The 17,865-nt window shown below is 68.8% G+C and carries 24 protein-coding genes; 15 read left to right on the top strand and 9 right to left on the bottom strand.

From position 1 onward, the window contains the following. The first annotated feature begins 37 nt into the window (after positions 1 to 37). The 5 genes from VYJ16_RS01905 to VYJ16_RS01885 are packed head-to-tail and all read left to right on the top strand — an operon-like array spanning position 38 to position 2,244. Positions 38 to 322, top strand: a complete 285-nt coding sequence (locus VYJ16_RS01905; RefSeq protein WP_227131739.1) for a 50S ribosomal protein L44e — start codon at positions 38 to 40, stop codon at positions 320 to 322. Between the two features lie 4 nt (positions 323 to 326). Next, positions 327 to 500 (top strand): 30S ribosomal protein S27e, encoded by a 174-nt coding sequence (locus VYJ16_RS01900; RefSeq protein ID WP_227131738.1) that lies wholly within the window; start codon positions 327 to 329, stop codon positions 498 to 500. Further along, positions 497 to 1,297 (top strand): translation initiation factor IF-2 subunit alpha, encoded by an 801-nt coding sequence (locus tag VYJ16_RS01895; RefSeq protein ID WP_336348630.1) that lies wholly within the window; start codon positions 497 to 499, stop codon positions 1,295 to 1,297. Before VYJ16_RS01900 ends, VYJ16_RS01895 begins: the two co-directional genes overlap by 4 nt. Beyond that, the gene (locus VYJ16_RS01890; protein ID WP_336348629.1) at positions 1,298 to 1,480 is read left to right on the top strand and encodes an RNA-protein complex protein Nop10; all 183 of its coding nucleotides are present in this window, start codon (positions 1,298 to 1,300) and stop codon (positions 1,478 to 1,480) included. Between the two features lie 5 nt (positions 1,481 to 1,485). Then, the gene (locus tag VYJ16_RS01885) at positions 1,486 to 2,244 is read left to right on the top strand and encodes a proteasome assembly chaperone family protein (RefSeq protein WP_336348628.1); all 759 of its coding nucleotides are present in this window, start codon (positions 1,486 to 1,488) and stop codon (positions 2,242 to 2,244) included. Positions 2,245 to 2,323: 79 nt separating this feature from the next. Here the strand turns inward: VYJ16_RS01885 and VYJ16_RS01880 are convergent, their stop codons facing one another. Then, positions 2,324 to 2,743, bottom strand: coding sequence for a hypothetical protein (locus VYJ16_RS01880; protein WP_336348627.1), 420 nt, complete (start codon positions 2,741 to 2,743; stop codon positions 2,324 to 2,326). 165 nt (positions 2,744 to 2,908) lie between these two features. Between VYJ16_RS01880 and VYJ16_RS01875 the strand changes: the two genes are divergently transcribed. From VYJ16_RS01875 to VYJ16_RS01865, 3 genes are all read left to right on the top strand, one after another. Further along, complete coding sequence (locus VYJ16_RS01875) at positions 2,909 to 3,592, top strand: J domain-containing protein (RefSeq protein WP_336348626.1); 684 nt, start codon at positions 2,909 to 2,911, stop codon at positions 3,590 to 3,592. Between the two features lie 145 nt (positions 3,593 to 3,737). Then, on the top strand, positions 3,738 to 4,682 hold the full coding sequence (artA, locus tag VYJ16_RS01870; RefSeq protein ID WP_336348625.1) for an archaeosortase A: 945 nt from the start codon (positions 3,738 to 3,740) through the stop codon (positions 4,680 to 4,682). Positions 4,683 to 4,716: 34 nt separating this feature from the next. Further along, positions 4,717 to 5,475 carry a metallophosphoesterase gene (locus tag VYJ16_RS01865; RefSeq protein WP_336348624.1) on the top strand — a complete coding sequence of 253 codons (759 nt, stop codon included), beginning with the start codon at positions 4,717 to 4,719 and terminating at the stop codon, positions 5,473 to 5,475. A 31-nt stretch (positions 5,476 to 5,506) separates the two neighbouring features. Here the strand turns inward: VYJ16_RS01865 and VYJ16_RS01860 are convergent, their stop codons facing one another. After that, positions 5,507 to 6,772: an NAD(P)/FAD-dependent oxidoreductase gene (locus tag VYJ16_RS01860; RefSeq protein WP_336348623.1), complete on the bottom strand. Its 1,266-nt coding sequence runs from the start codon at positions 6,770 to 6,772 to the stop codon at positions 5,507 to 5,509. 152 nt (positions 6,773 to 6,924) lie between these two features. On the opposite strand from VYJ16_RS01860, the gene VYJ16_RS01855 reads away from it, so the two are divergent. Beyond that, positions 6,925 to 8,118: a threonine synthase gene (locus VYJ16_RS01855; protein ID WP_336348622.1), complete on the top strand. Its 1,194-nt coding sequence runs from the start codon at positions 6,925 to 6,927 to the stop codon at positions 8,116 to 8,118. 61 nt (positions 8,119 to 8,179) lie between these two features. Here VYJ16_RS01855 and VYJ16_RS01850 read toward each other — a convergent pair whose 3' ends face one another. After that, a complete protein-coding gene (locus tag VYJ16_RS01850; RefSeq protein ID WP_336348621.1) occupies positions 8,180 to 8,557 on the bottom strand; it encodes a helix-turn-helix domain-containing protein in 378 nt (125 codons plus the stop codon). 118 nt (positions 8,558 to 8,675) lie between these two features. Here VYJ16_RS01850 and VYJ16_RS01845 point away from each other — a divergent pair, with 118 nt between their 5' ends. Beyond that, entirely contained in the window at positions 8,676 to 9,422 is a 747-nt protein-coding gene (locus VYJ16_RS01845) for a helix-turn-helix domain-containing protein (protein WP_379761977.1), read from the top strand. Positions 9,423 to 9,485: 63 nt separating this feature from the next. After that, positions 9,486 to 9,944, top strand: a complete 459-nt coding sequence (locus tag VYJ16_RS01840; RefSeq protein WP_336348619.1) for a pyridoxamine 5'-phosphate oxidase family protein — start codon at positions 9,486 to 9,488, stop codon at positions 9,942 to 9,944. A gap of 45 nt (positions 9,945 to 9,989) precedes the next feature. Here the strand turns inward: VYJ16_RS01840 and VYJ16_RS01835 are convergent, their stop codons facing one another. The 4 genes from VYJ16_RS01835 to VYJ16_RS01820 form a co-directional block, all read right to left on the bottom strand. Beyond that, on the bottom strand, positions 9,990 to 10,133 hold the full coding sequence (locus tag VYJ16_RS01835; RefSeq protein ID WP_227131716.1) for a DUF7560 family zinc ribbon protein: 144 nt from the start codon (positions 10,131 to 10,133) through the stop codon (positions 9,990 to 9,992). An 84-nt stretch (positions 10,134 to 10,217) separates the two neighbouring features. Beyond that, the gene (locus VYJ16_RS01830) at positions 10,218 to 10,925 is read right to left on the bottom strand and encodes a YkgJ family cysteine cluster protein (protein ID WP_336348618.1); all 708 of its coding nucleotides are present in this window, start codon (positions 10,923 to 10,925) and stop codon (positions 10,218 to 10,220) included. Positions 10,926 to 11,141: 216 nt separating this feature from the next. Next, a complete protein-coding gene (locus tag VYJ16_RS01825; RefSeq protein WP_336348617.1) occupies positions 11,142 to 11,909 on the bottom strand; it encodes an MBL fold metallo-hydrolase in 768 nt (255 codons plus the stop codon). A 166-nt stretch (positions 11,910 to 12,075) separates the two neighbouring features. Then, positions 12,076 to 12,354, bottom strand: a complete 279-nt coding sequence (locus tag VYJ16_RS01820) for a helix-turn-helix domain-containing protein (RefSeq protein WP_379761780.1) — start codon at positions 12,352 to 12,354, stop codon at positions 12,076 to 12,078. Positions 12,355 to 12,583: 229 nt separating this feature from the next. Here VYJ16_RS01820 and VYJ16_RS01815 point away from each other — a divergent pair, with 229 nt between their 5' ends. Further along, entirely contained in the window at positions 12,584 to 12,988 is a 405-nt protein-coding gene (locus VYJ16_RS01815; protein WP_336348616.1) for a PPOX class F420-dependent oxidoreductase, read from the top strand. Between the two features lie 40 nt (positions 12,989 to 13,028). Here VYJ16_RS01815 and VYJ16_RS01810 read toward each other — a convergent pair whose 3' ends face one another. Further along, the gene (locus VYJ16_RS01810) at positions 13,029 to 13,175 is read right to left on the bottom strand and encodes a hypothetical protein (protein WP_336348615.1); all 147 of its coding nucleotides are present in this window, start codon (positions 13,173 to 13,175) and stop codon (positions 13,029 to 13,031) included. 88 nt (positions 13,176 to 13,263) lie between these two features. Here VYJ16_RS01810 and VYJ16_RS01805 point away from each other — a divergent pair, with 88 nt between their 5' ends. Together VYJ16_RS01805 and VYJ16_RS01800 are read left to right on the top strand one after the other, a co-directional pair. Beyond that, positions 13,264 to 13,968: a class I SAM-dependent methyltransferase gene (locus tag VYJ16_RS01805; RefSeq protein WP_336348614.1), complete on the top strand. Its 705-nt coding sequence runs from the start codon at positions 13,264 to 13,266 to the stop codon at positions 13,966 to 13,968. 229 nt (positions 13,969 to 14,197) lie between these two features. Next, a complete protein-coding gene (locus VYJ16_RS01800) occupies positions 14,198 to 15,100 on the top strand; it encodes a glycosyltransferase family 2 protein (protein ID WP_336348613.1) in 903 nt (300 codons plus the stop codon). 45 nt (positions 15,101 to 15,145) lie between these two features. Here VYJ16_RS01800 and VYJ16_RS01795 read toward each other — a convergent pair whose 3' ends face one another. Further along, the gene (locus VYJ16_RS01795) at positions 15,146 to 15,970 is read right to left on the bottom strand and encodes an amidohydrolase family protein (RefSeq protein WP_336348612.1); all 825 of its coding nucleotides are present in this window, start codon (positions 15,968 to 15,970) and stop codon (positions 15,146 to 15,148) included. A 167-nt stretch (positions 15,971 to 16,137) separates the two neighbouring features. On the opposite strand from VYJ16_RS01795, the gene thsA reads away from it, so the two are divergent. Further along, positions 16,138 to 17,730: a thermosome subunit alpha gene (gene thsA / locus VYJ16_RS01790; protein WP_336348611.1), complete on the top strand. Its 1,593-nt coding sequence runs from the start codon at positions 16,138 to 16,140 to the stop codon at positions 17,728 to 17,730. Positions 17,731 to 17,865 lie beyond the last annotated feature (135 nt).

Here is a 17,865-nt window from a genome sequence, read left to right as displayed (position 1 = left end):
AGCGCCCGCGAACAAACCCACGTCAAGGTAGATATCCATGAAGATGCCACGCCGGTTCAACACGTACTGTCCGCACTGCAACGAGCACCACGAGCACGAAGTGGAGAAGGTCCGTGGCGGTCGCCCCACAGGCATGACGAAGGTCCAGGGCCGACAGCGCAAGCGCGCGATCTCCTCGATCGGTAACTCCGGGAAGTTCTCGAAGGTGCCGTCCGGCGAGAAGCCGACGAAGAAGACCGACCTCAAGTACCGCTGCAGCGACTGCGGGAAGGCCCACCTCCGCGAAGGATGGCGTACGGGCCGCCTCGAGTTCCAGGAGTAAATCTATGGCAGGAAGTTTCATCACCGTCACGTGTCCGGATTGTGAGAGCGAACAGACCGTCTTCGAGAAGGCCTCGAGCGAGGTCGCTTGCGCCGTCTGTGGGCACACGCTCGCCCACCCGACCGGCGGCAAAGCCGACCTCGAGGGCGAGGTCACGGGCGTCGTAGAGGCACGATGAAGTACAGCGGGTGGCCCGAGAACGGCGAGCTCGTCGTCGGCAAGATCGACGAGATCGAGGACTTCGGCGTCTTCGTCGACCTCGAGGAGTACGAGGACAAGCGCGGGCTCATCCACATCAGCGAGGTCGCGAGCGGTTGGATCAAGAACGTCCGCGACCACGTGAACGTCGGTCAGACCGTCGTCTGCAAGGTCCTCGACGTGGACGAGTCCTCACAGCAGATCGACCTGTCGCTGAAGGACGTCAACGACCACCAGCGGTCGGACAAGATCCAGGACTGGAAGAACGAGCGGAAGGCGGACAACTGGATGCTGCTCGCGTTCGGCGAGGACGTGAGCGACGAGCAGTACGCGAGCGTGGCGAACGAACTCCTCGGCCAGTTCGGGAGTCTGTACGACGGCTTCGAGGAGGCGGCGATCCACGGCGAGAGCGCGCTCGAGAAGACCGACCTCGACGACGACGAGATCACGTCGCTCGTGGAGACGGCGCGCGAGAACGTCTCCGTGCCGTACGTGAACGTCACGGGCTACGTCGACCTGGAGTCGCCGAACCCGGACGGCGTGGACGACGTGAAGGAGGCGATGCAGGCGGGCGAGGGCGACGACGAGGTCCCCGACGAGGTCGACCTGTCGGTGACGTACGTCGGCGCGCCCGAGTACCGCATCAAGGTGCAGGCGCCGAACTACAAGACCGCCGAATCCGAACTGGAGGCGAGTGCGGCGCGCGCTCGCGAGGCGATCGAGGCGGTCGGTGGCGAGGGCGACTATCACCGCGAGCGCCACACCGACGACGAGTAGATGCACTCGGACATCCGCGTCTGTTCGGCGTGGACGTCCGCGCACGACCGACCGGTGTACACGTTCGCCGAGACGTGCCCGGAGTGCGGCGCGGACGCGGTGAACTCGGCGCCGGCGCCGTTCTCGCCCGAGGACCGCTGGGGCGAGTACCGACGCAAACTTAAGCGACGCGCCCGCGAGTAGCGCGTATGGATGCACTCGACATCGAGGTGGTCGCGGACGTCGAACTCGACGACCCGGTGTTCCTCGAAGGACTGCCTGGTGTTGGGCACGTTGGGAAACTCGCTGCCGAGCACCTGCTGGAGGAGTTGGAGTCGACGCTCGTGCGTCGCGTGTACTCGAACGACCTGCCGCCGCAGGTGGACGTCGGCGACGACGGCGTGGCGGAGTTGACGCACGCGGAGTTCCACGCGGTCGAGACCGACGGTCGCGACCTCCTGATTCTGACGGGCGACCATCAGGCCCAGAGTAACGAGGGCCATTATCGGATGGCGGACGCGTTCCTCGACATCGCCGCTGAGTTCGGGTGCGAGTCGGCGTACGCGCTCGGTGGGGTGCCGACGGGCGAGCTCATCGAGGAGTACGACGTGCTCGGTGCGGCGTCGAGCGAGGCGCGCGTCGAGGCCCTGGAGGACGTCGGCGTGGAGTTCCGGGAGGACGAACCCGCGGGTGGTATCGTCGGCGTGTCCGGGCTCGTGCTCGGGCTCGGTGGCCGCCGCGGGATGGACGCGGCGTGCCTGATGGGCGAGACGTCCGGGTATCTCGTCGACCCGAAGAGCGCGCGTGCGGTTCTGGAGGTGCTCGTCGAGCTGTTCGAGATCGAGATCGAGTACGAGTCCCTGGAGGAGCGCGCGGACGAGATGGAGGACGTCATCGAGAAGATCCAGCAGATGGAGCAACAGCAGTCGCCGCAGGTCACTGACGACGACCTCCGGTACATCGGGTAGGGCTGGCCGTTCACGACCGGGTTTTCTGTCGAGCGTGGCGCTGGTAGCGCCAGCGGTGGTCGTCGCCGTCGCCGTCGATTCAGCTGGGGTTGAACGTCTCGGCGGTGATGGTGTCGTCGGCGAGCGTGATGCGGACGCTCTCGCGGTCGGTGTACGTGGTGCGACCGGTGCCGAGGTCGGGCGTGCTGGCGACGACCTCGTAGGTGTCGCCCGTCGGGAGGACGCCAGGGCCTTCCTGTCGGCCGCCGGCGGGGACGTCGTACGTGAAGTCGACGACGAAGCGCGAGCTCGTGCCCGTGGTCTCGGTGCGTGGCTCGCTGGTGGTGCCGTCGGTCGCGCGGCGGACGACGACGGTGACGGTGTGCGTGGTGTCGGTCTCGTTCTCGACGACGAGGAGGTGTGGTGTCTCGGTGAGCGTCTGGCAGCCGGCGAGTGCGGTGGTGCCGGCGAGCGCGCTGGCGCCGGCGGTGCGGAGGAGGTGGCGTCTCGGGACCTTCATGTCGTGTTCGTTGACGTGCGTGGGGTCAAAAATCGTGGGATGTGGCGCTGACGGTGTCGCGTGGACGGTGGCGTGCGGGTGTGGTCGTCCGAGGGGTGTCGTGGGGTTGACGCGTGTCGGCGTGGCACATTTGTGCGCGCGTCCCCTATCGTCAGCCGAACAGTCGTGTACGGGGTCGAACTCTTCGAGTGGGTGACGGGTCTGCCGCCGTGGGTGGTGGCTGGCGCGTCGCTCGCGGGTGCGTTCACGGTCGTCGCAGCGTGCACGTTCGCGGTCGCGGAGTGGTTGTTCGACGACGCCGGACGCGCGGATCACGGGTCTGGGGCGTCGGTCTCGAGCGAGGGGCGTCGCCGCGTCGAGATCCGAGAGTACCTCGACGCTATCGAGGAGTCGTTCCTGGAGGACCACGAGCTCGAGGGCGAGTCGGTCGCGTTCTATCTGCCCGAGCGCGACGTCGCGGTGACGTTCGACGCGAAGGCGTACTTCCGACTGCAGGCGACGGGGACGGCGACGGTGCTGTGCGAGCACGAGATGCACGGGCATCACCTCGGTGGCCGGTTGCCGTTCGACGTCCCGGTCGTGGAGTGGTACGACGAGGACGCCGACCCGGAAGCCGTCGTCCGGGAGGCGTTCGACGCGCTCGGGTTGTCGCCGTCGGCGGACGTGGACGCGGTTCGGTCGGCGTACCGCGACCGCGTGAAGGAGGCGCACCCGGACCACGGTGGGACCGAGGACGCGTTCACGCGCGTCCGAGAGGCGTACGCGACCGCGAAGGCGCACGCCGACCCGGACGTCGAAGCCGACGTCGACGGGGAGAGGACGCCGACGACGCGGTCGCGCGCCCGGTAGGTCGACGACGGCGGACTGCGCGCTCGGTAGGCCAGCGACGGCCGACTGCATGCTGTGGCGGTCGCGAGCGCGTTCGAAACGCGGTCGTGAGCACCCTCGACACGAGGGCAACAGGTCTATATGCCGACGCGACCTCGATTCGTGTATGTCGATTCCGCTGTCCGTCGAGTCCGTCAGCGTCGGTGGTGTCACCGTCGGCTCTGACCTCCTCGGGTGGCTCGTCCTCGCCGCGTTCCTCGTCGGTGCCGTCCTCGACGTGGCTCGACGCCGTGGCGTCGCCCGGTACGCGTACGCCGGTGCGTGGGCGTTGTTCGCGGCGTTCTGGGGCGTCGTCGCGCCGCACTTCCTGTTCACGAAAGCGTCGGCGATCGAGGGCGTGCTCGCCATCGTCGCCGTGCCGGCGTGCCTCTACACGGGCTATCTCCTGTGGAACGGCCGCGAGGGACTGTACACGCTGTCGCGAGCGGTGCTCCTGATGGGCGTCATCTACTATCCGACGCAGGCGATACCTGCGGTCCGGGAGTTCCTCATCGAGCTCGTCGCCGACCAGACGTACTGGGGCATCCAGTTGCTCGGGTACAATCCCGAGTACACGACCGGTCCCGAGTTCGGCTACCACAACATGTTCGTGTTCAGTGAGTTCGCGACGTACATCGTGTACGCCTGCACGGGCATCGGCTCGATCGCGATCTTCGCGGGTCTCATCGCCGCGGTCGAGGCGCCGATTCGGCGGAAACTGAAGTCGTTCGCGCTCGCCGTCGGCATCATCTGGGTGCTGAACTGGGTTCGGAACGTGTTCGTCGCCATCGCTGCTGGGAAGGGCTGGTTCCTCCAGGACCCCGTCGTGGACCTGGCGGCGCTGGCGGGCGTGGAGGCGACGCACGCGTCGTTCTGGTTCGCGCACAACGTCCTCTCGCAGACCGGGTCGGTGTTCGCGCTCGTCGGCATCACGTGGATCGTCGTCCGGGAGCTCCCGGAGATGCTGGGCGTCCTCGAGGAGGTCCTGTTCGTCGCGACCGGGAGCGAGTACGACCTGGAGAGCGCGCTCGACGTCGAGGACCCGGCGGTGCGCGCCGACGGCGGGGAATGACCGTCGCGGTCGCGCCGGGTGCGTTCGCCGGTCGATGACCGCGAGCGAGTCGTCCGCGTCGACCGGCCGCGACGACGTCGCGTTCCGTGACCGTGCCGTGTTCTTCTCGCGGAGCGACGTGCTCGTGCTCGCGGACCTCCACGTCGGGCGAGCGGACGCGAGCGACGTCGACTTCCCGGTCGGGGAGCGAGCGCACCTCCGGGACCGTCTCGTCGCGCTCCTCGACGCGTTCGCGCCCGAGACCGTGGTGTTCGCGGGCGACGTCCTCCATCGCTTCGAGTACGTTCCCGCGGTCGTCCGGGAGACGCTCGACGAACTCGTCGACGTCGTCGCCGCTGCGGGCGCGGACCTCGTCGCGACCCCGGGGAATCACGACCCGCAACTCCCCGGCGTTCTCGATGCGCCCACGCCGGCGTGCTTCCGGTTCGACGACGTCGTCGTCTGTCACGGCCACGAACCACCCGGCGAGGCCGCCGGATCCGATGCCGGGGACGCGTCCACGACCGACGCCTCGCTCTTCGTCGTCGGACACGACCATCCGACGATCGACATCGAAGGGCAGCGTCGTCCGACGTACCTCTACGGGCCGGGGACGTACCGCGGGAGCGACGTCCTGATGCTCCCCAGTTTCACGGAACTCGCCGCAGGCGTCGAGGTGAACGGGATGTGGACCGACGACTTCTCGTCGCCACTCGTCACGAACGCGAACGCGTTGCGGCCGGTCGTCTACGACGCCGACACCGACGAGGCGCTGTGGTTCCCGCCGCTCCGAGCGCTCCGCGCGTACCTCTGAGAAGCCGATATCGGACGCTCGGGCGGCCCAGTCAGGTGTCGGCGGCCACGGCCTCCGCGGCGACGCGCCCGCTCTCCAGGGCGCCCTGGATGCTCGACCAGCGCGTGTAGTCGCCGGCGAGGTAGACGCGGCCGTCCGGGTCGCGGACGCCCGGGAGGTCGGCCTGGAACCCCGGCGGTTGCGCGAACTGCGCGAACGAGATGCGGTCGACGTGCCGGCACTCCAGTCCCTCGACGTGCCGTTCCGGATACCACGACGAGAGCGTCGACCGGACCTCGTCGGCGAGCGCGTCGTCGCTCGCGTCCTGCTCGCCGAGGAACGTCGCCGAGAGGACGTCCGCGCCGTCGGGCGCGTACTCGGGCGCCACCTCGGTGTGGTGAACGACCTGATTCGGGCGGTCGTCGTCGGCGTTCAGGAGGATGCGGCCCTTCGTCCCCAGGTCGAGGCCGTCCGGAGCGGCGAACCACAGCGTCACGCACGCCTTCCCCTCCGTCGGGACGTGAACGTCCGTCAGTGCGTGCGCCGCGACCGGGTCGGTCGCGACGACGACCGCGTCCGCGCTCACGGTCTCCCCGTCGACGGAGACGCTCGCACCGTCCCGACGACCGTCCACGGACTCGACCGGCGTGTCGCGAACCACGTCCACGCCCGCGGACTCGGCGCGCTCGGCGAGCTGGGCGGTGATGGCGCCCATCCCGTCGGCGGGGACGACGGTCCGGCCGCGCGAGAGCATCGCGAACGTGTACTCGAACACGCCACAGCTCGTCGACAGCGACCGGTCGAGCGTGATACCGCCGTAGAACGGCGCGGCGAAGTGCTCGACGAACCGGTCGCTGAACCCGCGGTCGCGGAGGTACTCGCGGGTCGTCCGGTCGCCGTCCGCGATGAGCGTCGCCGGGTCCGCGCCCGAGAGGTCCCGGCGGAGCGCGAGCGTCCGGACCTTGTCCCCGAGCGTCACCTCGCGGTTCAGCGCGGACTCGACGATGGCTTCGGGGTCCCCGAACGGGTCCGCGAGCACCGACCGCTGGCCGTCGCGAGCGATGATGGCGCCCGGCCGGAAGTCCCGGAGGTCGAGCGCGTCCAGGTCCAGCTCCCGACGGACCGCGGGGTACGCCGTGAACAGCACCTGGAAGCCACGGTCGAACGTGTACCCGTCCTCGCGACGGGAGCGAACCCGCCCGCCGACGTCGTGCTCGCGCTCGAACACGGTGACGTCCGCGCCGCGTGCCGCGAGCCGCCGCGCGGCGACCAGTCCGGCCAGTCCGCTCCCGACCACGACCACGTCTGCGTCGTCCATACCGAGCCGTTGGACCGTCGGCGGCATAACGACCAGGGGAAGTGACGCGTCGATGGTTGGCGTCGCGGCCGGGGCGATGCACAGGGACTCGTCTCGCACGGGCGGGGCCCGCGATGGACAGGGATTAGTCGGGGCCGTTCGAACGCTCGCGTATGGACACGACGGACGCCTTCGTCGGCCTGGAGTGCGTCGACTGCGGCGACCGCTTCGACGCCGAGACCGCGACGCATCGCTGCCCGGAGTGCGACGGCATCCTCGACCCGGCGTACGACTACGACGCCGTCGACCTGACGCGCGAGGACCTCCGCGAGCGCCCGTTCGACTCGATGTGGCGCTACGAGGAACTGCTCCCGTTCACCCGAGCCGCGGCGGTGTCGATGGACGAGGGTGCGACGCCGCTCGTCGAGTGTCCGAGCCTCGCGGACGAACTCGGCGTCGAGTCGGTGTACATCAAGGACGAGGGCCGGAATCCGACGGGGACGTTCAAGGACCGCGGGCAGTCGCCCGCGGTGACAGCGGCCGTCCAGCACGATGCAACCGACGTCGCGCTCGCGTCGGCCGGGAACGCCGGACAGGCCGCGAGCGCGTACGCGGGCCGGGCCGGCCTGGAGTCGCACGTCTTCCTCCCCGCGCGCTCCGGGTTCACGAACAAGGCGATGGTGAACGTCCACGGCGGCGACATGACCGTCGTCGGCGGCCGCATCACGGACGCCGGTGAGGCGTACGCCGAGGCGATGGACGAGCACGACGACTGGTATAGCGTGAAGACGTTCGTCACGCCGTACCGCCACGAGGGCAAGAAGACGATGTACTGCGAGGTCGCCGAGCAACTCGACTTCGAGGCGCCCGACCACGTCGTCTACCCGACGGGCGGTGGCGTCGGACTCGTCGGCATGCACAAGGCCGCCCGCGAGTTCCGCGACCTCGACCTCGTCGACGACGAACCTGCGTTCCACGTCGCGCAAGCCGACGGCTGTGCGCCCATCGTGAAGGCGTTCGAGGAGGGCAAGGACCGCCACGAACCGTGGGACGTCCCGGACACCATCTGTGGCGGCATCGAGATCCCGGACCCGGGCGCGAGCCACCTCGTCCTCGATGCCGTCCGCGAGTCCGGTGGGCGCGCGGTCGCGACGAGCGACGACGAGATACTCGACGCCGCCATCTCCGTCGCGCAGAACGAAGGCCTCGAGATGGCGCCGACGTGCGCCGCCGCCGCGTCGGGCGCGTGGGCGCTCGCCGAGGACGACGCGTTCGACGAGGACGACACCGTCGTCATCGTCAACACCGGCACCGGGAACAAGGAGGCTGACGTCCTCCGCAGTCACCTCATGGGCAAAGGAATCTAGAGGTCACGCCCCGGCGGCGGTCCGTCGCAGAGGACTGGTTGAGCGTGCGGAACGGCGGTGGTCAGTCCGCCATCGAGTGTGCGCGGAGCTGGTCCGCGGCGTTCGTCTCCGCCTCCACGTCGACGGTCGCGCCGGAGCCGACGGAGATGGTGAGGTCGACGTGGCCCGCGACGTACTCGCGTTCGTGCGAGCCCGACGACGACAGCCGGAGGCGTTCGTCGAGCAACGCGGCGTCCGTGAGCGTGTCGAGTTTGCGGTACGTCGTCGACGTCGGGAGGTCGCATTCCTCCGCGAGTTCGCTCGCCGAGAGCGCCTCGTCCTCGACCGCCTCGACGATGGCACGACAGTCCTCGTCCTGGAGTGCCGTGAGGAGGGCGTCCGTGTCGACTTCGGTCGTCTGCTCGATACCAATCTGTTCGGGAGCGCGCTGTGCGGACATGGGGTCGTTCTTACTACAACATACTGACGGGCGCCTCTCGTCTTGACACCCATAGAACGATGGGGGTTTAAATACCACCGGGGAAGGAATTAGGAGGATGCGTCGAGACGGCACGGACATGAGCGACGGCATCCGCGCCGAGATACGCGTCGACGGCCCCACGGGCTGTCCGGCGACGCGCGTCGTCGACGAGACCGGCACGACGGCCGAGGACGTCACCCGCGCGGTCTCCGGCGACGGCGACCGCGTCGTCGAGGAGTTCCTCCTCGCCGACCCCGTCGGTATCGACGTCGGCGGCACCCCGGCAGTCGACGGCGACGACGCCGAGACCACCGACAGCGCGGACAAACCCACCGGCCCGCCAGACGCCCGCGCTGGCGACACCGGCGCCACTGCGGACGTCACCCCGACGCTCGTGTTCGACTACGGCGACCACGCCACCTACCGGTTCGAACGGGAGCGCGACGTCGCCTGCCCGTGCGAGGTCGTCGAAGCCCACGACTGCCCGACCGTCGACGTCGCCATCCGCGACGACGGCGTCCACGTCACCTTCCACGTCCCCGACATGACCGACCTGCAGGCGCTCGTCGGCGACCTCCGCGAGCAGTTCCCGTCGCTCGACGTCAAACGCCTCCTCCGGTCGACGGGCGACGCCGGCGCGCACAACCTCGTGTTCGTCGACCGCGGTCGCCTCACCGACCGCCAGCTCGAGGTCCTCCAGACCGCACACCGGATGGGATACTTCCGGCACCCGAAGGGCGCGAACGCCGGCGAGGTCGCGACCGAACTCGACATCACGCGGTCGACGTTCAGCGAGCACCTCGCCGCCGCACAGAGCAAGCTCCTCGACGCCATCCTCGAATGACCACCGAGTGCGGTCACCGCAACCCCACGGGTTTTACGTGCGCCACGTCCGGAGTATCTCGTGATGGCCGACGTACGTAGCGTATCGCTGACGACGACGGAGATCGAGGCGTTCCTCGGCGACGGCGGGACTGGCGTGCTCTCACTCGCTCGCGGTGACGTCCCGTACTCGTTCCCGGTCTCGTACGGGTTCGCGACCGACGACGGCGAGTTCTACCTGCGCCTCGGGTACGACGACGACAGCACGAAGGCCGAGTACGTCGACGAACCGTGTCCCGCACAGCTCGTCGTGTACGAGGAACGCGCGGCCGACGACGGGTCTATCGACATCAAGAGCGTCGTCGTGTCTGGTGAACTCGTCCGCATCCCGAAGGACGAGTTGACGCCGACGGACGTGGAACGACTCGGGAAGGCGCGGACGCCGGAGTTCGAGGTGTGGGAGCAAGCGAAGGAGGACATCGAGTTCACGGTGAACAAGCTCGTTCCGGACTCGGTCACGGGTCGACGGAACGTCTCCGAGTGACGAGGCCACCGGCGGGTGTTCGGACGAGGGCGTTGGTTCGAGTGGTCACGGCTGGAACGCGCCGTCGGGCGCGGGCGTGCCGCAGACGACGCAGCCGTGCGCCTGGATGGCCTCCTTCATCGACTCGTTGACGTCGATGGATTCGGCGCATTCCGGGCACTCGAACCGGTACTCGACTGACTGACTCATCTCGTCTGAACGTACACTGCCACGCCACAATAAAAGACACCCATCATTTGAGGGTGCGTGAGAACGCTCCGTTGCGGTCGACGTTCAGGTGTCCTCGCCGGGTGTCTCGTCGTCGAGTGGCGTGCCGTCCTCGCGTTTCGCGCCCTCTGAGTCGTGGACGACGACGCCGTCGCCGGCGTCGACTGGCTCGTAGTTGTCGCGGACGCCGATCGCTTCCTCGAGTTCGCGGACGGCGCGCTCCTTGAGTGCCGCAGCGAGTGCTTCCGCGTCCTCGCGCGCGATGTCGCGACCGAGGCCCTCGCATTCGTGAGCGCGAACCATCCCGGCTTCGTCGACGGCGTCACCCATCGGCTGGGAGGTGCCGCCGAGCGCGACGCTGAAGGGATACGTCTCGCAGATGAGCGGTCGGTCCTCGTGGACGGTGCACGCGCCGGTCCCGTCGGCGTCCTCCTCGTAGAACGTGCAGTCGCCGCAGGCGTCCGTCTGGAGCGCCCACTCGAACGTCTCGCCACTGACGGTGCCGTCCTGTGTCTCCTCCAGGCCGTACGGCATCGGGCGGGCGACGTCGCGCCAGTCGTAGGCCTCGTCCGAACCGGCGTCTGCATCGTCGTTTACCCCCTGGAGCGTCCGGACCTCCTCCGGGAACACGGTCGCAGTGTGGGGGTCGTCGGCCTCGCTCTTGCAGCACGCGCCACAGCGCGTGCACTCGAACCCGATGGTCTCGATGGCGTCGGCGAGCTCGGCGGTGTCGAGGTCGCGAGCGCGGCCGAGTTCGGTCTCCAGGGAGTCCACGTCGTCGCCGACGGCGCGCACGAACAAAAGCCGCTCGTCGTCGCGGTCGCGACGGTGGCCACTGCGGGATTCGTTGGCGAACAGGCGGACCGCTGGGGGGTATCGGGGTCTCCCGAGCGGGTGGTCCGCGCTCCCGTCTCGTCCGCGCTCGGGTCGACCGTCACGTCACGCCGCCGTTCGCCGCGGCATCTCACTTGAACTGGTGGTGGGCGTCAGTCAGGTGCCGGGTCGAACGCGGCCGCCCTCCCAGCGGGCGCGGCCCTCGTGGACGAGCTTCTGGACGTGCGCGTGCACGGTGGCTTCGGCGAGGTCGCGGACGTCGCTGACGTCCTTCTCGTACGCGGCGTCGGTGATTGCGGGAACGGTGCCGGCGCCGTTCCGGATGGCGTCGAGCACGGCGCGCTCGCGGTCGAGGCGATGCGCGAGCAGTCGCTCGCACGTCTCGCGCGGGTTCTCGATGGTCGGGCCGTGCCCGGGATGGAGGACGTCGGGCGCCATCGCGTGCAGGCGGCGGAGCGCGGTGAGGTACGCGCGGAGGTCGCCCTCGGGGTGGCCGACGACGACGCTCCCGGCGGCGACCGCGAGGTCACCGCAGAGGACCGCGTCGTCCGCCGCGAACGCGACGTGGTCGACGGCGTGCCCGGGCGTGTCCAGGACGGTCACGCCCGCGAACGTGGTGCCTTCGCGGAACGTCTCGTCGGCGTCGACGCCGGTCGCGGCCGCGAAGAGTTCGGTGCGGCCGTAGCGAGCGTGCGTCGTCGCATCCAGAGCGTCCGCGTAGTGCGCGACCGCGCCGACGTGGTCGGGGTGCGTATGGGTGACGGCGACGTGCTCGACGCCCCGCCCGGCGACGGCGTCGTCGAGCGCGTCGGTGCGCGCTGCCGGGTCGACGAGGACCGCTGGGTCCTCGCCGACGACGTACGCGTTCGTCGACCCGGTCGGGGCTCGCGTCGCGACCTCGACGGGAACGCGCGTGACCTTCATGCGAGTGCGCAAGGAGCGGTCGTTGATAAGTGCTGGCGGTCGACGTCGACGGAATCGATAGCGGGCACTCGACGTCAACGGAGTGGAGAGGGAGTGGTCGGCGGCGAGGGTGGCTGTGGTCGGTCGTCGGTGCGTCGGTTTCGCTCTGAGGGTGTTTGGTATCCGCTTAGACGTTGAGGTAGTAGACCTGCTTGCGGGCGTCCTGGAAGGAGTACCGCGAGTTCACGAGGTCCTCGTCCTCGAGGCGGTTGAGGGCGTACCGGACGGTGCGGTCGGGGAGGAGCGACTCCTCGGCGAGCTGGCCCTGGGAGAGCGGGGAGTCGCTCTCGAGGACCTTCGAGACGAGCTTCGCGCTCGGGGGGAGTTCGCGCAGGCGGTCGCGGTATTCGGCGTCTGAGAGTACGTCGTCGTTCTGCGAGCGGTCGTCCGCGGCACTCATGCTCATACCACCGTGACAGCGAAGGTCAGTGTTAAAGGTTGGCTACAGTGGGATACAAACTGTACGAACAATATAAGGTGTATTATTACCAAGGAAGGAGGGGTGTTTAAGTGGGTTCGTCGCTCGGAGTAAGAGTTGGTTCGGCGCGTGCGAAGGACGTCGTTCGGTGCGGCGCGAGCCGGTCGGCGTTGCCCGGGGGCGACGGCTTTTGTCGACGGCGCGCGAGGCGTCGAGCATGGCCGAGATCCCGCCCGAGTTCCACGACCTGTTCGAGCGCAAGTCGTTCGCGCACTTCGCGACGCTGATGCCGGACGGGACGCCCCAGGTGACGCCGGTCTGGGTGGATTACGACGACGAACGCGGGCACGTGCTCGTGAACACCGCCCGTGGCCGTCAGAAGGAACGGAACGTCGAGCGCGACCCGAAGGTCGGTATCGAGGTGAGCGACCCCGAGGATCCCTACCGGTACGTGTCCGTGCGGGGTGAGGTCGTCGCCGTGGATGACGACGACTCGTACGAGCACATCGACTCGCTCACCCGGCGGTACTTCGAGCGCGAGGAGTACCCGCACAAGGGCGAGGAGCGCGGGCCGCGGGTCGTCATCCGGATCGAGCCGGACCGCGTCGTCACCAGCGGGTGACGACCTGTCGGTCGAGGCCGCGCTCCGTGGCTGGCTTCGCTTACCGCGACCGCGGCGTCGACGGGTCGCGGTACGCGCCGAGCATCCCGTTGCAGTCGGGGCAGTGAACGCGCAGGAGGCCGTCTCGCTCGTGGCGGACGAGCGCTTCCACGTCGACGTCGGAGTCGCAGTGTCTACAGTGCGCCATACTGTGCGGTACGGTACCGCGGCACAAATACGTGCGTGGCGAAAGTTCAGTACCGTTTTATCCCCGCAGTGGCCTACCGAGGGATACAGTGAAGGGACAGGAGTGGTACCAGGCCGACGACGTGGCCGCGGAGTACGACGACAAGCGCTTCTCGCGAGGCGGTCGCCTCATCGACCGCCGCGAGAAGGAGGCGGTACTGGACGCGCTCGGTCCGCTCGAGGACAAGCGCGTGCTGGAGGTCGCGTGCGGGACCGGCCGCTTCACCGTGATGCTCGCCGAACGTGGCGCGGACATCGTCGGCATGGACATCTCCGCCGCGATGCTCGAGGAGGGCCGTCAGAAGGCACAGGCAGCGGGCGTATCGGACACGCTCGAGTTCATGCGCGGGGACGCTGCGCGTCTGCCGTTCCCCGACGACCACTTCGATAGCGTCGTCGCCATGCGGTTCTTCCATCTCGCGGACACCCCGAAGTCGTTCCTCGCGGAGCTCCGGCGCGTCTCGAACGACCAGGTGTTCTTCGACACGTTCAACCGGTTCTCGACGCGCTCGATCTACAACTGGGCGCTCCCGATGGGGTCGCGGCTCTACTCGCGCTACGAGGTCGACTCGCTGCTGGAGAAGTCGAACCTCGAACTCGTGAACGCCGAGCACGACTTCGTGTTCCCCTACGGCTTCTACCGGCAGATACCGGACGACGTCGCGAGCGCGTTCCGGTCGCTCGACACGAAGCTCCTGTCCGTCCCCGGGCTCGACCGGCTCGCGTCGGTCTCGTACTGGGACACGCGCGTCTAGCCGACTCCTCGGCTACTGCTCTCCAGCGGAACGCGCCCGTTCTCCAGCGCCACATGCCCGGTCTACGGTGCATCGCTCTCGTACTCTCTGGCCGTTTCCCTTCTGAAATCACGCCCGGGAATCGGGTTTCAGTTCACAATCTGGGTATTTGCGGGGTGATTCTCTCGGGTTTCGTGGTCGTCTGGTCGAGAGGAGACGATTTTTATACGAGTCCGTCCTTCGATGCGCTATGCACCTCTCGGTTGTCGTGTCGACGCTGAACGGCCGGGAGCAACTCGTGCGAGCGCTCGACGCGCTCGCGGCGGACGCCCCGGACGCCGAGGTCGTGGTCGTGAACGGCCCGTCCTCGGACGGCACGACGGGGATGGTCCGCGACCGCGACGACGTCGACGTCCTCGTGGAGATCTCGGAGCGGAACCTGAACGTCGCGCGGAACGCGGGCGTCCAGGCGGCAGGCGGTGACGTCGTCGCGTTCCTGCGGTACGACCTCGCGGTTGAGGACGGCTGGGCGGACGCTATCCTGGAGAGCGTCGAGGCGGGCGCGGACGTCGTCACGGGCCCGACGCATCGCACGGTCCGCGCGGGCGTGACGACGGAATCACGGGAGACGTGGACGGTCGCAGGACGGGACGTGACGTTCGTCAACGGCGACAACGGCGCGTTCACGCGCGAGGCGCTGGACGCCGTGGACGGGTTCGACGAGTACCTGGAGACGGGTGGGTCGCGGGACGTCTCGCATCGCATCGCGGCGCTCGACTTCGACGTCGCGTGGAACGCCGACGTGTGCGTGCGCGGTGAGTTCCAGACGGACGGCGGTCGCGAGCCGGCTGACTGGGGGACGAAGTACCGGTCGCTCGCGTACCGGCTCGCGAAGAACTACGGCGTCCATCCCGGTGCGCTCGCGCATACCGCGAAGACCGCGGCGTTCGATGGTGCGCGCGCGCTCCGGGACGTCCTCGGTGGTGGGAGCACGCCGTCGGCGTGGCTCGCGAACGGGAAGGGCGTCTTCGAGGGCATCGCCGTCGGCACGAAGGACGGGCTCGCCGCGCGAAAGCGGATGCCCGCGGATTCGCGGAACCCGAACGGTATCTCTTCGCGCGCGGACCGCGCGGTCACTCGCTACGAACTCTGAGGGACTGTCCGTCGCTGACGTCCGAGGGTCGCGTCGCTGGCGAGCTCAGCTGCCGTCGGACGCGAGTTCCGGGACGATCCTGGTGGCGTTCTTCGAGAACGCGCGACGCATCTTGTCCTCGCTGACGTCGAGCGTCAGCACCTCCATGATGGCGACGTTCGGGTGCGCGTCGGGGACGCCGCTCCCGAACAGGACGCGGTCGGGGTGCTCCATGAGCGCGCGTTCGAGGGGGTCGCGGAACCGGACGTGGCTGGTGTCGAGGTAGCAGTCGTCGTAGCGGTCCAGGAGGGAGATGGCGTCGTGCATCAGGTCCGCCTGGAGCGGGTATCCGCCGAAGCCGGCGAGGACGACGGTGAACGACCGCGAGAGGAGGGTGTCGGCGACGTCCGTCGGTGGGAAGTCGCTGCCGCCCTGGACGATGACGGGGAGGTCGACGTCCTCGAGGGCGTCGAGGACGGCGTCGTCGGGGAGGCCGTCGGTCGCGGGGTCGAGGACGAACCCGTGGAAGCGGTCGTCGTACGCGTACTGTTCGACGGTCTCGGGGTCGGTGTGGTGGTCGCGGCGGCGCGCGGCGAGGTTCTTCAGGCGACTCGTCGCGGCCGTCCCGGGGTCCCGGGGGCCGGTGAGGCGTGCGAACGCGACGAACGGTCGTTCGACGCTTCGTCGTGCGACGCCGTTGTTCGCGGTGAGGTAGTCGGTGTCCGCGTTGCGCGTCTCGGGGAAGACGACGGTCCGGACGATTCCGGCTTGACGCATCTCGCGTTCCAGTCGGTCCGGGTCGACGGCGCGTGCGCGGTCGCCGTCGTCTCGGTCCGGTGCGAGCGTGGCGTGGACGTCGACCACGCGGAACCGGTGTTCCAACTCCAGCATCTGCTCCGGAGTTCCCCGGCCGTCCGTAAGTCGTTACCGGCCACGGCCTGGCGATGCGACAGGTCTCGGTGCGGCCACGAAGCTGGCGTGCGAATCGCATGCAAGCGTCGGGATTCTGGGGAAAAGTAGATATACGACATCGAACCAATAAGTAGTGAGTATTACACATGTCTCAGGCATCCTACGCACGACGCAGCACGGGCGGACAGCCACTCTTCATCCTCGCGGAGGACAGCACGCGAACACGCGGCAGCGACGCGCAGGGCTCGAACATCGCCGCCGGTCGCGCCATCGCGGAAGCGGTACGCACGACGCTCGGGCCGCGCGGGATGGACAAGCTCCTCGTCGACTCTTCGGGGAACGTCGTCATCACGAACGACGGCGCGACCATCCTCTCGGAGATGGACATCGAGCACCCTGCGGCGGAGATGCTCGTCGACCTCGCGCAAGCCCAGGAGGAGGAGGTCGGTGACGGGACGACCACCGCGGCGGTCCTCGGCGGCCAGCTCCTCGCGAAGGCCGAGTCGCTCCTCGACGACGACATTCACCCGACCGCGATCGTCGAGGGCTACCGCGCCGCCGCCGACATCGCGCTCGAGACCATCGAGTCGCTCGAACTCGACGACGACGTCGACGACGACCTCCTTCGCGCGGTCGCGACGTCCTCGATGACCGGGAAGGGCACCGGTGGCATCACCGTGGACGCGCTCGCGGCGCTCGTCGTCGACGCCATCGGGCACGTCACCACCGACGAGAACGCAGTCGAGCGAGACGACGTCCACGTGTTCACGAAGGTCGGCGGGAGCGCGAGCGACACCGAGCTCGTCCCCGGTATCGTCCTCGACGAGGAGCGCGTGCACGACGAGATGCCTCGCGAGGTCACTGACGCGTCCGTCGCCATCCTCGACGTCGACCTCGACGCGAAGGAGGCGAGCGGCGACGTCGAGTACCGCATCGACTCGCCGGAGGCGCTCCAGAAGGTCATGGACGCGGAGGACTCCGAGCGACGCGCGGTCGCGAAGACCATCGTCGACGCCGGCATCGACGTCGTCGTCTGCACGGACGACGTCGACGACCAGGTCGCGGCGCTCCTCGCGGACGAGGGCGTCCTCGTGTTCGAGAAGCTGTCGAGCGACGACGCGCGAGCGGTCGCTCGCGCCACCGGCTCGAAGCGTCTCGGCAGCATCGACGACCTCGACGCCGACGACTTCGGGCACGTCGACCGCATCAGCGTTCGGACGTTCGGCGACGACGAGCTCGCGTTCGTCGAGGGCGGCGCGGCCGCCGACGCCGTGACGCTGTTCGTCCGCGGCGGCACCGAGCACGTCGTCGACGAACTCGAACGTGCGCTCGACGACGCGCTCGACGTCGTCGCGGTCGCCGCGGAGACCGGTGCGGTCGTCCCCGGCGCGGGCGCGACCGAGGTCGCCATCGCGGACGCGATCCGCGACGCCAGCGCGCGCATCACGGGCCGCCAGCAGCTCGCCGCCGAAGCGTTCGCCGACGCGGTCGAGGTGCTCCCGCGGACGCTCGCGGAGAACGCCGGCATGGACCCGATCGACGTCCTCGTCGACCTCCGCGCGTTCCACGAGCACGGCGACGTCCTCGGCGTCGTCGTCGACGGCGAGTCCGCGACGGTCGCTGACCCCCTCGAGTACGGCGTCGTCGACCCCGCTGCGGTGAAGGCGGAGGCCGTTTCGGCCGCGACCGAGGCTGCGACGATGATCGTCCGCATCGACGACATCATCGCCGCGAACTGAGACTCCCGAACACTCACTCCCGACCACTCGTTCTTTCGCCGACAGTACCAGTAGGAAGCGACCGCTCGTCGTGCGAACCGTCCGGAAAATACGTCCGAGCGCGGTCGACCGACTCGGCGTCAGCGGGTGGGCGTC

The organism is Halorubellus litoreus, from assembly GCF_037081675.1.
GTDB lineage: Archaea > Halobacteriota > Halobacteria > Halobacteriales > Natrialbaceae > Halorubellus > Halorubellus litoreus.
Note: the sequence above shows the minus strand (reverse complement) of the source record. Positions and strands in the feature narration are given on the sequence as shown.